Consider the following 14,576-nt stretch of genomic DNA (forward strand, 5'->3'; position numbering starts at 1 on the left):
CATTTATTCGATAAATTCGAGTATTTCGTTATAGATCTGATCGGAACACGCTTCGTTCAATATTTCGTGTCTGCATCCGGGATATAGCTTTCCTCTCGTATTGGCATAACCAAGCTCCTTTAAAAAAGAGACCGCATTCCAGAATTGTTTTGGGGATACAATGCACGGATCATCTTCTCCTGCTATAAACAAGATCGGCAGCTCAGTCTTTTTCTTCTCCCATCCCCTCCGGCTGTAAGTCTCATCCATCAGATGAAACAGGTTTAAAAATCCGTTGTTTGTAAAGACAAACCCGTCCAGCGGTTCTTCATCATATTTCCTGACGTTATCTTTATCATAACTGATCCATCCGTTGAAAGATTCGCCGTCCTTGAGCTGCTTCTTAAAGGCTCCGAATGCCAGTTTATGAAAAAATAAACCTTTCTTCCGGTCTCCGCAGATTCTGCATGCGATCTTTGCCATCCCTGCGGCCGGCTTTGCCAGGGGATTTTTACTGGGACTTCCGCATACGGTCAGCGAGCTCAGTTCCCAGTCATACTTTTTCAAATAACACCGCACGATCAAAGAACCCATGCTGTGCCCAAATAAATGGACAGGCAGGCCAGGGAACTCCTTTTTGATCCACTCTGTAACCTGATGGGCATCCTCCACGACGGCCCGTCCGGAGGTGTCATAAAAATATCCAAGATCGTCTGCTCTCACTATACTCTTACCATGTCCTCTGTGGTCATGGATCACTGCAGCATAACCGCAGCTTTCCAAATATTCCATAAACGGAAGATAACGTTCCTTATGCTCACTCATCCCATGGCAGATCTGGACCACTGCCTCAGGCTTATGTTCAGGCGTTATGGCTAATACATGGAGACGGTGGCTGTCTTCTTCAGATTTTAAATATAATTCTCTTTTCATGCTCCCATCCTCCTATTTGTTTTCAACCTTCTTGTTATGATGTATTATACTCGTTTTGCTTTACCTTGGAAAGAAAAACAGATATAATTATTTTGTAATGTATTCTAATTTTATTAAGAACACAGGAGGACAGTTATGAAGAGATTAAAAAGAGTTCTGGCACTTACTTTGGCTGCCGTGATGCTTTTTACACTGGGAGGATGTAAGAAGAAAACTCCCGAGGAAGTATTGGAAGCTGCCACGAAGAAAATGAGCAAGGTAAAATCTGCCGATATAAGCGGAAATATCAAAATGAAGATGAGCAGTACTTCATCCACCAGTTCCAGCCTTGAGATGAACATGGGACTCAAGATGAAGGCTACTGACATGACATCGGAAGACATGAAGATGGATATGGACCTCACCATGGGGATTGCCGGTCAGGATATGGTCATCAAAGCCTATTACGCCGACGGTTACTACTATATGAACTATTCCGGTCAGAAACAGAAACAGAAAATGGACTTTACAGCCATGCAGAAACAGATGGAAAGTTCTACCGGACAATTTGATATGTCTGTTGACAATTACAAAGACCTGAAGATGGAAAAGAAAGATGATAATTATATTATCTCCTTTAAGTTTAAAGAGAAAGCACTCAACGACTACATCAATAAAATGATGGGGCAGATGAATTCCACAGGCGCTGCAGGTTCCAGTACCAATTATGCGGATCAGGTAAAGTTTGACTCTATGTCCGGTACCATGACCGTCAATAAAGACTCAGAGATCACTGCACAGAAGATCAATATGGTTGTTTCAAGCAAAGAAGATACGAAGCTTAAGATCAAAATGATCGTTGATGTTAAATATAACAGTATCGGAAAAGATGTGAAAGTAACACTTCCTGATGACCTCGATACTTATAAGGAAGCTCCTGCAACGACCGCGGCGCCTTCCACAACAACTGCACAGTAAATTACAGCGGGCCTTCCGGATTCCTCCGGCAGGCCCATATCTTTTCCATGTTATTAACGTTCTTTTATCGGTGTATATTTTTTATGTCCGGCCACACCTTTGTACGCCGGACGAATGATTCTTCCTCCGTTTACAAGCTCCTCCATCCTGTGTGCGCTCCATCCTGCGATCCTCGCGATGGCGAACAGCGGAGTATACAGTTCATAAGGAAGATCCAGCATACTGTAAATAAAACCGCTGTAAAAATCGATATTTGCGCTGACGCCTTTATATATTCTGCGCTCTTCGGCAATGACTTCTTTGGCCAGCTTTTCTACATTGGTATATAAAGCATATTCCTTTTCTTTTCCTTTTTCTTTTGACAGTCCCTCTACAAAGTAACTTAATACCTTTGACCGCGGATCGGAAATAGAGTAGACCGCATGCCCCATTCCATAGATCAGTCCGGACTTATCAAAGGCCTCTTTCCTCACGATCCTGGTCAGGTATCCTTTCAGTTCCTTCTCATTCGTCCAATCCTTCACATGTTCTTTGATATCAGCAAACATCTGGACAACCTTGATATTGGCTCCCCCATGTTTCGGTCCCTTTAAAGAACACAGCGCCGCTGCCACAGAAGAATATGTATCCGTTCCCGAAGAGGAAACCACGTGAGTCGTGAAAGTTGAGTTATTTCCGCCGCCGTGCTCCGCATGGAGAACCAGCGCAAGATCCAGGATTTTTGCCTCCAGTTTTGTATACTTGCTGTCCGGCCTTAACAGATACAGAATGTTTTCCGCCGTGGACAGATTCTCTTGAGGCGGATGGATCACCAAGCTTTCTCCTTTTTCATAATGGCTGTATGCCTGATATCCATAAACCGCGAGCACAGGGAAAAGTGCGATCAGCTGAAGCGACTGCCTGAGCACATTTGGTATGGAAGTATCACTGGCGTTATCATCGTAAGAAAATAACGTCAGCACACTTCTCGCCAGCGTATTCATCATATCCCGGCTCGGAGCCTTCATGATAATGTCCCGGACAAAATTTGTCGGAAGCTGACGGTATTCCGCCAGAAGCTGTTTTAAATCCTGTAGCTGTTCCTCATTGGGCAGTTCCCCGAATAAAAGGAGGTAGACTGTCTCCTCGAATCCATACCTCTCTTCTTTGATAAATCCCTGGACAATATCTTCAATGTCAATTCCATGATAATATAATTTTCCATCACAGGGAACAATCTCTCTGTCCTCGACCATATAGGACATAATCGTCGAAATATCAGTCAGTCCTGCAAGTACACCTTCTCCGCTCTGTTTCCGCAGCCCTCTTTTCACATCATACTTTTCAAAAAGGGTGGGATCAATTTTCTTCTCACACTTTTTTGCCAGTTCTTCAATTTCAGGTGTAATTTCAGAAAACTTATTCGGCATATTTTTTATCATCTTGATTGCTCCTTTCTTACTATGATTCTTAACATTTAAAAGCCCTGTTTACTGCACTGTTATGCAATATCATGGTACTTTCCGAGGAATTCCCTCGTCCGCTCATTGGCTGAGTTAAACACATCCTCCGGAGCCGCATCTTCCACGATGACTCCCTGGTCCATGAAGATGACCCGGTCTGAGATCTCTTTCGCAAATGCCATCTCATGGGTGACGATCACCATGGTCATATTCAGATCTGCCAGGGATTTGATGACCTTCAGCACCTCTCCGGTCAGCTCCGGGTCCAGTGCAGAAGTCGGCTCGTCGAAGAACAGAATTTTCGGCTCCAGCGCCAGCGCCCTTGCTATGGAGACCCTCTGGGACTGACCGCCTGACAGTTCACACGGATAGGCATCGGCCTTTTCTTCGAGTCCGAGCTTCCTGAGCAGTCCAAATGCCTTCTCTCTGGCTTCTTCTTTTGGGATACCGGCCACCTGTACCGGAGCCTCCATTACATTTCTCAGCACACTGTAATGAGGAAACAGATTAAAATTCTGAAAAACAAATCCTGTCTCCATCAGTATTTTCTTTTGTACCTCTTTTGACGCATACTCCGGCGTGTCTCCGTTCATGGATACCAGCGTATGGCCATTGATCTCAATGGTTCCCTTCGTCACCTTTTCCAGCTGGTTCATACATCTTAACAGCGTGGATTTCCCGGAACCGGAGGAACCAATGATCGTCACGATCTCTCCGTCGTTAATCTGGAAAGAAATATCTTTTAAGACCTTCAGCTTTCCAAAATTTTTCTGGAGATTAGTCACAGATAAAACACTCATTTTCTTTCCTCCTTAACGATAATAGCTCATCCGTTTTTCCAGGATGCCAAAAACTTTAGATACAATCATATTCATGATCAGATAAAAAATACCTGCCACGATCAAATATTCCATCCCGCGGCTTCTGGACATATTATTGGCTGCGACCACATAAATTTCCATGACACCAATCACATGTGCCAGAGAAGTATCTTTTACAAGAGTCATGCACTCACTTCCCATAGGCGGCAGTATGATCTTGACTACCTGCGGCAGTATGATCTTAAAAAATGTCTGTGCCTTACTGAATCCCAGCACTTTTGCTGCCTCGTACTGTCCGTTCGGTATTGCCTGGATTCCGCTCCGGTAGATCTCCGCAAAATAAGCGGCATAATTTAAGGAAAATGCCACGACTGCGGCCATGGTTCGCTCGATTCGTATGCCTAAAAGCAGATTCAGGCCGAAATAAAATCCGTATAACTGGAGAATCAGCGGTGTACCTCTCATGATCAGCAGGTAAAAACGCACCGGCAGCTGAATGATCTTAAATCTGGTCATCCTCCCAAGCGCCAGCACAAGCCCCAATGTCAGACCGAAGACCAGTGTGAGGAAAAAGATGATCAGTGTCTGATCCAATCCGTTATGTAACAGCATATCTGCAATGCCAGGCAGTTTTTCAAACCATTGTATGATACTATCTATCATTTCTTTGCTCCTATAAGTATAAATTTTCCGGAATTTTTCTTGTCAGAAATTAATTTCTGTGTTGGTGAAAAAATCAAGAGGCTTTGAAAAAAGCCTCTTGCTTCTTGTCTCTTATTTGATTGTTGTCAGATCTTCGCCAAACCATTTTTTACTGATCTTAGCCAATGTTCCGTCTTTTTTCATGTCCTTTAACTGGTTTTCCACTTCGGTTTTCAGTTTCTCATCTCCGGTACGGAACCCAATGACATATTTCTCAGTACTTAAATTGTCATTTAAGATCTTGAATTTTCCCGGATCCTTTTTGGCGTAATATTTTGCTACCACTTCATCCATAACAGCTGCATCACAGCCATTTCCAAGGTCATTTAAGATCTCAACGTTATTGCCGAAGTAAACAATCTTTGCATTCTTTAATTCTTCTGTCTTGTCAACCGCATCTGCCGCCGTAGAACCTTTCTGTACTCCCACCTGCTGCTTTTTAATGTCTTTTAAGCTCTTGATCTTGCTCTTTTCCGGTACGAGCATTACCTGGTGGTTATCCATGTAAGATTCAGAACAAAGCATCTCTTTTGCTCTGTCTTCGCTGTATGTCAGGCCATTCCAGATACAGTCGATTGTCTTGCCCTGCAGCTCCTGGTCTTTGGAATCCCAGTTGATCGGCTGTAATTTTAATTTGATCCCCATTCTCTTGGTAACTTCTTTTGCCATATCAATGTCAAAACCTACGATCTTCTGATCCTTATCTGTGAAGCCCATAGGAGGGAAAGAGGCATCCAATCCCAGAATTAATTCTTTGTTGTCTTTTACATACTGAAGAGACTCGTCTGTCTTACTTTCTTCTTTCTTTGAACATCCTGCCAAAAGCATAGACCCTGCCAGCACAGCACTCACGCAAAGCACTAATAATTTTTTCACTCTCATCCTAAAACTCCTCCGTTTTTATTTCCTGTCATGATAGCACATTAGCGTACTAAATTCATACGTTAATATACTATCAAACTACTTGCTTTTTGTCAATCTCCATGGATAGTATTTCCTGCTCTTTTCCATGCAAAATCCTTGTTTTTGCGGTGCGATCCGTGTTATAGTAAATTTATCTTTGGTAAAGAAAGGAAGGGGAATATCTACCATGAGAAAAAAAGGACTTAAAATACTCACCATGTCCGCGGTACTGAGCGTCTCTATGACTGCCTCTGTCTTCGCAGGAAGCCTGTCACTGCGGTATTCCGGAAAAGACCGCACATACAAGGGAAAACAGCTCACATTTTATTATAAAGGAAAAAAAATCGATTTAGGAAAGGCCCCGGGCATCCAGATCAACAAGGTCAACATGCTTCCATATTATAATGCGATCGTGAAAAACGGGCCGAAAGTAAAGAGAAGCTACAACAGCAAGACCGGAAAGCTGGTACTCACCAACGGAAAGAAGACGATCACCTTCTATAAAAATAAAAAGTATGCCTATACCAACGGAGTAAAACGGACATTTACTACTGCTCCGCTGACTGTAAAATACAGAAGCATCAACAAAAACTATATTCTGCTCCCGGCGAAATTCACAGCCAAATATCTGGGCATCAGCTATACATACTCAAGTTCCGCAAAACGCATTGATTATGCAAAGCCTGCCGAAAGCAAACCTGTATCACCAGTCAAATCCAATACGACAACAAAGTATAATACGACTTTGAACAATTACATAAAAAAACAGCAGGCCCAATGGAAAACTTACGGCGGAAAAACGATCGACTATAAAAAATACATCCCCGTAACTGCGGATAATACGAACAGTTTCCAATTTCTTCGTCTCGATACATACCATCCTGTAAATGCTTCTAAATTTTCCTCCACTCTTCAGACAATGGTTTCTAAAAAAACCGGAAGCGTATTATCAGGAAAAGCTTCAGTCATTACTAATGCTGCAAGTACATATAATATTGACCCGTTATACTTCCTCTGCCAGACCATCCATGAAAGCGGCTATGGCACGAGCACACTAGCGAAAGGAAAGGCAGTGACACAGGTTATCACCGGTGATTCTCTCTCTCCAAAAGGGGCAACCGGAACTAAAGTAACAGCTTTTAATACTGTATCAAAGGCTGTTAAAACAGCTGGAGAGAAAAAAGGTAAGAAATACTACGAAGTTAATAAGAACGAATTTTATGAAGTGAAAAATATTTCATCCAAAAAAGTGTACAATCTTTATGGCATCAAGGCCTATGATAATGCCCCGCAGCTGGGCGGATTCAGCTATGCATATTATCAGGGATGGACAAGCGTGGACAAAGCTATACAGGGTGCTGCAAAATATGTAAGTAATAATTATATTCACCATGGAACTTATAAACAAAATACCTTATATAAAATCCGATACAGCCCTTACCTCCAGGATCTGGGCCATCAGTATGCCTCTGATCCGGCCTATGCCCAGTCCATCGGCAAGCTGATGAATACATATCAAAGCGTATATTCAAGCACCAGCGGATTTATTTATGACACACCAGTATTCAACTAAATAAAAGGCGAAATAGCTCAGGGACAGATCCTGGGCTATTTTTTATTACTTAGGAAATCATTTGACTGCGTCAAATCGCATCTGGCGCACAAAGTTTAAAAGCCCCTCAAAGAATAAGGGGTTGGGGAGATGAGGCGGGCCTGTCCACTTTGTCCTCTCCTAAAACAAATTTTTTCTGCTCTGTCCGCCTTAAATATTACATTTATATTACGATTTTATTGTATATTTTTTAATATAATGCTATACTTATATTACATTTCAATTACAACAGGAGGATAAATAGGTTATGAAGAAACGAGTCATTGCAGCATTTACGATGTTATTTGCCTTTACATCCATTTTTTCCGGTTTTCCAAAACCGGATATCTCGGCTGCTTCTCTAAAGATCAGATACGGCGGCAAGACAAGATACTATACAGGGAAACAGCTTAACTTTACATACGCTAAAAAAGGAATTTCGACCAAAACACCGGGTATTCAGATGAAGAGCATTAACATGATACCTTACTACAGTATTCTGGTTAAAAATGGCCCGAAAATCAAACGCAGCTACAACAAAAAAACAGGCAAACTTGTACTAAAGCACAAGAACAAAACACTAACTTTCTATAAGAATAATAAAACCTGTTATGTAAACGGTAAGAAGAAAAAATTATCCGTTGCACCCGTCTCAGTCAAGTACTACACGACCAAAAAATATAACATTCTGCTTCCGGCTAATTTTACAATCAAGAATTTAGGACTGGACTATTCCTATATCTCTTCAGCAAAGAGAATCCACATCAACAAACCGGGAAACAGCTACTTATACACAAAAAACACAACGACTAATTATAATAAGAAGACATCCGATTATATTAAATCCCAGACAGTTAAATCTTATGGTGGTAAAAAAATCAACTACAACAACTATGTGCCGACCAGTACTGATCCGACTCACGGCTACCAGTATCTGCGTCTGAATACATACCGCACCGTCAACAGCTCAAAGTATAACAGTCTCTTAAACAGTAAGGTAAAATCCAAAAGTGTACTGAAAAACAAAGGTTCTGTTCTCAACAGCGCTGCGAAAACCTATAAGATCGATCCTGTTTATTTCCTTTGCCAGACGATCCTGGAGACCGGTTATGGTACAAGCACTCTTTCACAGGGCAAATGGATTACCAAGGTTATAACAGGAAAGTCTGTTGTGAAAGACAAAAAGGGCAATGTCACAGGGTTTCAAAAAGTAAACGGCAAATATCAGACAAAAAAGATCTCATCTAAAAAAGTATATAACTTATATGGTATCAAAGCCTATGATTCTGACCCACAGCTGTGCGGTTTCAGCTACGCATACTATCAGGGCTGGACAAGTGTGGACAAAGCCATTAAAGGCGCTGCAAAATATGTCAGTCAGGAGTATATTAATAACAGTACATACAAGCAAAATACTCTGTACAAATTCCGCTATAATCCAAATACTAAGTACATCTGGCATCAGTATGCTACAGATCCGGGATATGCCCAGAAGATCGGAAAACTCATGTACAGTCAGTTCAGAAGTGCCTATGCAACAGGCAACACAGTCACATTCGACCGTCCAAAATTTAAATAATGGTTTTTATAAGACAAATCTGATCTGTTCAGATTCACAAAAAGCTCCTGTACCCCCTCACTCATTAAGGGACCCAGGAGCTTTTATTACTCTGCCTTCTTTATTTTTTCTTTTTCCCTAACCCTGCTGCAAATCCGGTCAATGCCGTCCCGAACACCAGAATGAGACACAGAATCTGTCTCTCGTCTCCTGTTCTGCTGACACGCCCCCTTCTCGCTCTTTTCTTATACTCCCATTCCGGCACAGTCTCCTCTGTTTCCGGCTGGCAGTCTCCTCCGTCAGGACCAAAGGCTTCTCTGTGATCTCCTGTCAATGTCACTTTTACTGTGGCTTTCTTTCCGTCTGACAGAGAAAACGTAAAACCAAAAACCCCTGTTTTGCCATTTTTCTTTGCCCGGTTGATCACTGCCAGCTGTGTTTCATCGACTAGTATCCTCATATTATCCAGATTTTTGTCTTTTCCATGGGAATAAGTCAATTTAAACTTCCCGACTTTCCCCTGTGTTTTATGTTCATTGATCTTTTTAAACTGTTCCTGATCCACAAAGAAATCATCTAAAGAAATATTGTTGCCGTCTTTATCCGTGGATCTGTTTAAGCTCCTCACCCCAATTTTCCACATATTTTGGCAAATTGCTCGTTTCGGTATTGGTTTTGGTTTCCGATTCTTCTGTTGTCGGTTCTGTATCCTCTGTATTTCTTATGTTCACTTCAGGCTTTCTATCTTCTGTCTGTTTTGCTGCTGCTCCTTTTCCTCATTATCTGACATTTTTTCTTATCAGGTATTGGTACCTGGAAAAAGAGTTAGACCAAAAATAAATATTTTTTAAGCAGTTTGCTGAATACAAATGATTCCTTCATACATTTGTTCGCATCCTGTCCATAGGACGAACTTTCATATGCAACAAAAAAGGAAGGAGTGCCTGCATGGCACATCCTTCTCCCAGTTATCTTTTCTCTTGTTACCAAAATCAGTCTTCAATATAGGCTCTGAGAGATTTCGTTTCTTTTTTCATTCTCAACTTTCTCAAAGCTTTTCCTTCGATCTGCCGTATGCGCTCTCTTGTCACATGATATTCTCTCCCTACTTCCTCCAGGGTCCAGATCCTGTTTTCTACAAACCCGAAACGCAGCCTTAAAATCGTCTGTTCACGTTCGGTAAGTTCCGACAATATCTCATTTATCTGTTCAGAGAGAATTCCCTGCTCCGCCGTCTGATATTGTTCCGGCATGCTCTCATCCGCCACAAAATTTATGAGCATCGCGTCTTCCTCTTCTCCGACCGGAGAATCTAAAGATACAGTGTCACTGTACAATCTCATGATCTCATCCATTTGATCTCTGCCGATCCCCATCGATTCTGCCAGTTCATCTGCATTTGGCTCCCGTCCGTTTTTTTCGAGAAATTTTCTGGCCGCATTGTTCACTTTCCCCATCTTTTCTTTCATATGGACCGGTATCCGGATAGTCCTGGCCTGGTCCGCGATAGCCCTCGTGACAGACTGACGGATCCACCACATGGCATATGTGCTGAACTTGTACCCTCTCCGGTAATCAAACTTGTCCACTGCTTTCATAAGTCCTATATTGCCTTCCTGGATCAGATCCAGAAGGGCCATGTTGCTGCCGGCGGCATATCTTTTTGCAACACTGACGACCAGACGCAGGTTGGAATTGATCATTTTATCTTTTGCTGACTGGCTTCCCGCTTCAATTTCCTTTGCCAGTCTTTCTTCCTGGTCTCTGGAAAGCAGCGGAATCCTGCCTATCCTGTGCAGATAAGCCTTCACTGAATCCTCCATCACAGGATTTTCAGCTTCTGCCGCGTCTGTCTGCTGCCGGTCTGCCTGGCTTGCTGCTGTAAAATCTGAAAATTCTATACTCTGGTCTCTCAGACGGCCGATAACATAATCAAATTCCTGCTCACTTAAACTCTTATCAAAGATCTGATCGACCTCATCCAGCTGAATGACATTATGGTTCTGACCGGCCATTTTTATAAGTTCTTGTATCCGTTTCTCTATTTGCACTGCAGTGTGGCTCCTTTCTCTGAAAAATAGCAAAGTGGACAATCCCACTTCATCTCCTAAGCTCCACTCTTTGAGGGGCTTTTTTATTCCACAGAACGAACTTTTCTATGATATAAAAGAAGACCGGAGCTAATTCCGGTCTCAGCATTTTGCTCTATATACTTATTTTACCACATTTTTAAAATTTTAATAAGTTTTCAGAAAAATATTTTTAAATTTTATTAATATCTGACATTTATTCACCAATACAATTTGTACATTTTGCACAAAAATTTTTATTCATCCAACGCATCCCGAAGGCCTTTCGTAAACTCATATACCTTTTTGGGGCTGTCTTCCCCATACTCGCTGATGATCTTTACAATAGCACTGCCCACGATGACGCCGTCACAGTACCGGCTCATCTTTTTGGCCTGTTGGGGGCCTGAAATCCCAAACCCTACGGCACAGGGAATTTCTGTATTTTTCTTGATCACGTCAAAAAACGCGTCAAAATCTGTGGTAAACTCATTTCTTGTCCCCGTCACACCGATGGATGAGACACAGTACAAAAATCCCTCTGCGTCTTTTGCGATGGATTCGATTCGGTCGTGAGAAGCAGGCGTCACCAAGCTGATATTGTCAACGCCATGTGCCGTGGCTGTCTCCTGTATCTCATCCTTTTCCTCAAACGGCATATCCGGCACGATGACACCGTCGATCCCGCATTCATTGCAGAGATCAAAAAAACGTTCCGTCCCAAAACGGTAGATCGTATTTAGGTACATCATCATCACAAACGGAGTATCAGTTTCATTTCTGAGTTCCTTGACCATTTTAAAAATTCCGGCCAGTGTAGTCCCTCCTTCCAGGGAATGCTGGCTGGCTTCCTGGATTACGATCCCTTCTGCAATGGGATCAGAAAACGGAATCCCGATTTCTATGATATCCGCCCCGGCATTTACCATGCTCATGATGTTTTTCTTTGTAGTCTCATATCCAAAATCACCGGACACAATATAGGTGATCAGCGCTTTCTGTCCATTTGTCTTTCTCTTCTCAAATGCTTCTTTAATTCTCATCTAACTTCACCCCTCTATATCTTGCTGCCTGAAATACATCCTTGTCTCCCCGCCCGGACAGACAGATCACGACACTTTCATCCTTTTTCATATTCGGAACTATTTCCATTGCCGCAGCTACCGCATGGGCTGATTCAATGGCAGGGATAATCCCTTCCATCCTTGTCAGATACTCAAATGCGCACACCGCCTGTTCATCCGTGATGCTCAGATATTCTGCCCTGCCGATGTCATGAAGGTGAGCGTGCTCCGGTCCGATTCCCGGATAGTCAAGCCCTGCGGAAATAGAATAAACCTCATCAATCTGTCCTTCCTCATTTTGAAGAAAAAGGCTCTTCATTCCGTGAAAAATACCCTTGCTCCCCCTGGCGATCGTGGCGGCATGCTGGATTGTATGAACTCCTCTTCCCGCTGCTTCGGCTCCGACAAGGCGCACTTTCTTATCTTTTACAAAATCATAGAAAGCTCCCATGGCATTGCTCCCGCCTCCCACACATGCGATGACACAGTCCGGCAATTTTCCTTCTTTCTCCTGTATCTGGCGTTTTGTCTCTTCCCCGATGATCTTCTGAAAATCCCTGACCATGGTCGGATAAGGATGGGGCCCCATAACAGAACCGATGCAGTAAAAAGTCGTTTCAATATTCGTAGCCCAGTCTCTCATAGCCTCATTGATCGCGTCTTTTAAGGTCCGTGTCCCGCTCTGCACAGCCACTACCTTTGCTCCGAGCAGTTCCATCCGGTAAGCATTGAGACTCTGGCGTTCCACATCCTCCGCTCCCATGTAGACGACACATTCCATATCAAACAACGCCGCCACTGTGGCTGTTGCCACCCCATGCTGTCCTGCTCCGGTCTCGGCAATGATACGCTTCTTACCCATCCTCTTCGCAAGCAAAATCTGTCCGAGCACATTATTGATCTTATGGGCTCCGGTATGGTTTAAATCTTCCCTTTTCAGGAATACCTTCGCACCGCCCAGATCCCTGGTCATACGCTTTGCCTCATACAGCATAGACGGCCTGTTTGCATAGTTCTTATAATATTCATGCAGCTCTTCCAAAAAGTCTGGATCATTTTTATATTTTTCATATGCCTCATTCAGTTCATTAACTGCGTTCATTACGATTTCAGGCACATACTGGCCTCCGAAATCTCCGAATCTTCCGATTTTATTCATGCTTTCCTCCTCTTGCACAACTGTATCACCTTCCGCATTTTTTCTCTGTCCTTGACTCCGCCGGTCTCAATCCCGCTGGAAATATCAATTCCATACGGTTCTGTGTTTCTCAAGATCACAGGCAAATTATCAACCGTCAGGCCTCCCGCTATAAAATACGGCTTCCTGATCTCTGCCTGATCAAGCACAGCAAAATCCATGACCTTCCCCGTGCCTCCATAAGACTCTTCTGAAAAACTGTCCAGTAAAAGCTTATCCGCCGGGAGTTCCTGCGCTGCTTGAATATCTTTTGCCGTTCTCACCCGGACAGCTTTCCATATTTCTTTTCCGGTTTTATGTCTCACTTCTCTGATATACTCGTCGTCTTCATCTCCGTGCAGCTGAATGATGTCGAGTCCTGCCTCTTCTGATATGGAAATCAGTGACCGGAGCGGTTCATTTACAAAAACGCCGACTTTTTTAACAAGCGGGTCCAGCTGTTCCCCCAATTTTTTTGCCTCTTCGCCGCTGACTTTCCTTCTGCTTTCAGCAAAAACAAACCCTATATAGTCCGGAAGACACTCATTTGCGTAAATTATTTCATCCGGTCTGCGAAGCCCGCACATTTTAATTCTCATAGACTCCCTCTCAGTTCATTGATTGTATTTTTAATATCTCCCGAGCGCATCAGGGTCTCTCCGATCAGCACTGCATCGGCCCCGTACTCTTTCACTTCCTTTATATCGTTTCCGTTTTTCATGCCGCTCTCAGAGACGAGAACTGCATCATACGGTACCAGTTTTGCCAATCGTTTCGTAGTATTCAAGTCCACATGAAACGTTTTCAAATCCCGATTATTAATACCGATGATATCACATTTACAGCGGACAACTTTTTGAAGTTCCTCCTCATTGTGAACTTCTGTAAGGCAGAACAGTCCCAGAGATGCCGCCAGCCGGGAAAGTTTTATAAGTTCTTCTTCTGAAAGGATCGCGGCGATCAGCAGGACTGCATCGGCTCCCAGCACTTTTGCCTCATAAATCTGGTATTCGTCAAATATAAAGTCTTTTCTCAGGATCGGCAGATTTACGCTGGCTCTGATGTCCGCCAGATATTTGTCTGCTCCTTTGAAGAAATGTTCCTCTGTCAGACAGGAAATGGCGTCTACGCCGGCTTCCTCATAGGCCTTCGCCTGCTCTGTGGGACGGAAATCTTCTGAGATGATCCCTCTGGACGGGGATGCTTTCTTTACTTCGGATATAATGGAAATGCCGTCAGCCTTCAGGGCGGCTTTGAAATCCAAAGAGACCCTCCTGGAATTTAAAGCCATCTCCTTCATATCTTCCAGTGGGAAATTTTCTTTTTCTCTCTCAAGCTGTTCTCTTCTCTTCTCTACAATATCATCTAAAATCATTGGTT

General features: G+C 43.1%; 14 protein-coding genes. 3 read left to right on the forward strand and 11 right to left on the reverse strand.

The features are described from left to right. Positions 1-3: 3 nt before the first annotated feature. On the reverse strand, positions 4-912 hold the full coding sequence (locus tag CI597_RS01560) for an alpha/beta hydrolase (RefSeq protein ID WP_024726641.1): 909 nt from the start codon (positions 910-912) through the stop codon (positions 4-6). A 135-nt stretch (positions 913-1,047) separates the two neighbouring features. Between CI597_RS01560 and CI597_RS01565 the strand changes: the two genes are divergently transcribed. Then, the gene (locus CI597_RS01565; RefSeq protein WP_024726640.1) at positions 1,048-1,869 is read left to right on the forward strand and encodes a DUF6612 family protein; all 822 of its coding nucleotides are present in this window, start codon (positions 1,048-1,050) and stop codon (positions 1,867-1,869) included. Positions 1,870-1,922: 53 nt separating this feature from the next. Here the strand turns inward: CI597_RS01565 and CI597_RS01570 are convergent, their stop codons facing one another. From CI597_RS01570 to CI597_RS01585, 4 genes are all read right to left on the reverse strand, one after another. Then, entirely contained in the window at positions 1,923-3,290 is a 1,368-nt protein-coding gene (locus CI597_RS01570; protein WP_034548885.1) for a citrate/2-methylcitrate synthase, read from the reverse strand. A gap of 59 nt (positions 3,291-3,349) precedes the next feature. Then, positions 3,350-4,111 (reverse strand): amino acid ABC transporter ATP-binding protein, encoded by a 762-nt coding sequence (locus tag CI597_RS01575; RefSeq protein ID WP_006565643.1) that lies wholly within the window; start codon positions 4,109-4,111, stop codon positions 3,350-3,352. Positions 4,112-4,123: 12 nt separating this feature from the next. Continuing rightward, on the reverse strand, positions 4,124-4,795 hold the full coding sequence (locus tag CI597_RS01580; RefSeq protein WP_024726638.1) for an amino acid ABC transporter permease: 672 nt from the start codon (positions 4,793-4,795) through the stop codon (positions 4,124-4,126). Positions 4,796-4,906: 111 nt separating this feature from the next. Beyond that, entirely contained in the window at positions 4,907-5,716 is an 810-nt protein-coding gene (locus tag CI597_RS01585; protein ID WP_034548883.1) for an amino acid ABC transporter substrate-binding protein, read from the reverse strand. A 208-nt stretch (positions 5,717-5,924) separates the two neighbouring features. Here CI597_RS01585 and CI597_RS01590 point away from each other — a divergent pair, with 208 nt between their 5' ends. Next, positions 5,925-7,310 (forward strand): N-acetylglucosaminidase, encoded by a 1,386-nt coding sequence (locus CI597_RS01590; protein WP_024726636.1) that lies wholly within the window; start codon positions 5,925-5,927, stop codon positions 7,308-7,310. A 286-nt stretch (positions 7,311-7,596) separates the two neighbouring features. After that, entirely contained in the window at positions 7,597-8,907 is a 1,311-nt protein-coding gene (locus CI597_RS01595; protein WP_024726635.1) for an N-acetylglucosaminidase, read from the forward strand. Positions 8,908-9,007: 100 nt separating this feature from the next. Here the strand turns inward: CI597_RS01595 and CI597_RS01600 are convergent, their stop codons facing one another. The 6 genes from CI597_RS01600 to trpC form a co-directional block, all read right to left on the reverse strand. Beyond that, positions 9,008-9,514, reverse strand: coding sequence for a hypothetical protein (locus tag CI597_RS01600; protein WP_024726634.1), 507 nt, complete (start codon positions 9,512-9,514; stop codon positions 9,008-9,010). 364 nt (positions 9,515-9,878) lie between these two features. Then, positions 9,879-10,937, reverse strand: coding sequence for a sigma-70 family RNA polymerase sigma factor (locus CI597_RS01605; protein ID WP_024726633.1), 1,059 nt, complete (start codon positions 10,935-10,937; stop codon positions 9,879-9,881). A 275-nt stretch (positions 10,938-11,212) separates the two neighbouring features. Next, entirely contained in the window at positions 11,213-11,998 is a 786-nt protein-coding gene (gene trpA, locus CI597_RS01610) for a tryptophan synthase subunit alpha (protein ID WP_024726632.1), read from the reverse strand. After that, positions 11,988-13,178, reverse strand: a complete 1,191-nt coding sequence (gene trpB / locus CI597_RS01615) for a tryptophan synthase subunit beta (RefSeq protein ID WP_095142860.1) — start codon at positions 13,176-13,178, stop codon at positions 11,988-11,990. The genes trpA and trpB overlap by 11 nt, the downstream gene beginning before the upstream one ends. After that, positions 13,175-13,795, reverse strand: a complete 621-nt coding sequence (locus CI597_RS01620; RefSeq protein WP_024726630.1) for a phosphoribosylanthranilate isomerase — start codon at positions 13,793-13,795, stop codon at positions 13,175-13,177. The genes trpB and CI597_RS01620 overlap by 4 nt, the downstream gene beginning before the upstream one ends. Further along, the gene (gene trpC, locus CI597_RS01625) at positions 13,792-14,571 is read right to left on the reverse strand and encodes an indole-3-glycerol phosphate synthase TrpC (protein WP_024726629.1); all 780 of its coding nucleotides are present in this window, start codon (positions 14,569-14,571) and stop codon (positions 13,792-13,794) included. Before trpC ends, CI597_RS01620 begins: the two co-directional genes overlap by 4 nt. Positions 14,572-14,576: the final 5 nt, after the last annotated feature.

Source organism: Anaerostipes hominis (ex Lee et al. 2021) (genome assembly GCF_002270485.1).
Lineage (GTDB): Bacteria > Bacillota > Clostridia > Lachnospirales > Lachnospiraceae > Anaerostipes > Anaerostipes hominis.

Bases quoted from the DNA above. Each gene is read 5' to 3' on its own strand.
- trpA (WP_024726632.1), bottom strand. From the start codon at position 11,998: ATGAGAATTAAAGAAGCATTTGAGAAGAGAAAGACAAATGGACAGAAA.
- CI597_RS01595 (WP_024726635.1), top strand. From the start codon at position 7,597: ATGAAGAAACGAGTCATTGCAGCATTTACGATGTTATTTGCCTTTACA.
- CI597_RS01620 (WP_024726630.1), bottom strand. From the start codon at position 13,795: ATGAGAATTAAAATGTGCGGGCTTCGCAGACCGGATGAAATAATTTAC.
- CI597_RS01580 (WP_024726638.1), bottom strand. From the start codon at position 4,795: ATGATAGATAGTATCATACAATGGTTTGAAAAACTGCCTGGCATTGCA.
- CI597_RS01570 (WP_034548885.1), bottom strand. From the start codon at position 3,290: ATGATAAAAAATATGCCGAATAAGTTTTCTGAAATTACACCTGAAATT.
- CI597_RS01575 (WP_006565643.1), bottom strand. From the start codon at position 4,111: ATGAGTGTTTTATCTGTGACTAATCTCCAGAAAAATTTTGGAAAGCTG.
- CI597_RS01585 (WP_034548883.1), bottom strand. From the start codon at position 5,716: ATGAGAGTGAAAAAATTATTAGTGCTTTGCGTGAGTGCTGTGCTGGCA.
- CI597_RS01560 (WP_024726641.1), bottom strand. From the start codon at position 912: ATGAAAAGAGAATTATATTTAAAATCTGAAGAAGACAGCCACCGTCTC.
- CI597_RS01590 (WP_024726636.1), top strand. From the start codon at position 5,925: ATGAGAAAAAAAGGACTTAAAATACTCACCATGTCCGCGGTACTGAGC.
- trpB (WP_095142860.1), bottom strand. From the start codon at position 13,178: ATGAATAAAATCGGAAGATTCGGAGATTTCGGAGGCCAGTATGTGCCT.
- CI597_RS01565 (WP_024726640.1), top strand. From the start codon at position 1,048: ATGAAGAGATTAAAAAGAGTTCTGGCACTTACTTTGGCTGCCGTGATG.
- trpC (WP_024726629.1), bottom strand. From the start codon at position 14,571: ATGATTTTAGATGATATTGTAGAGAAGAGAAGAGAACAGCTTGAGAGA.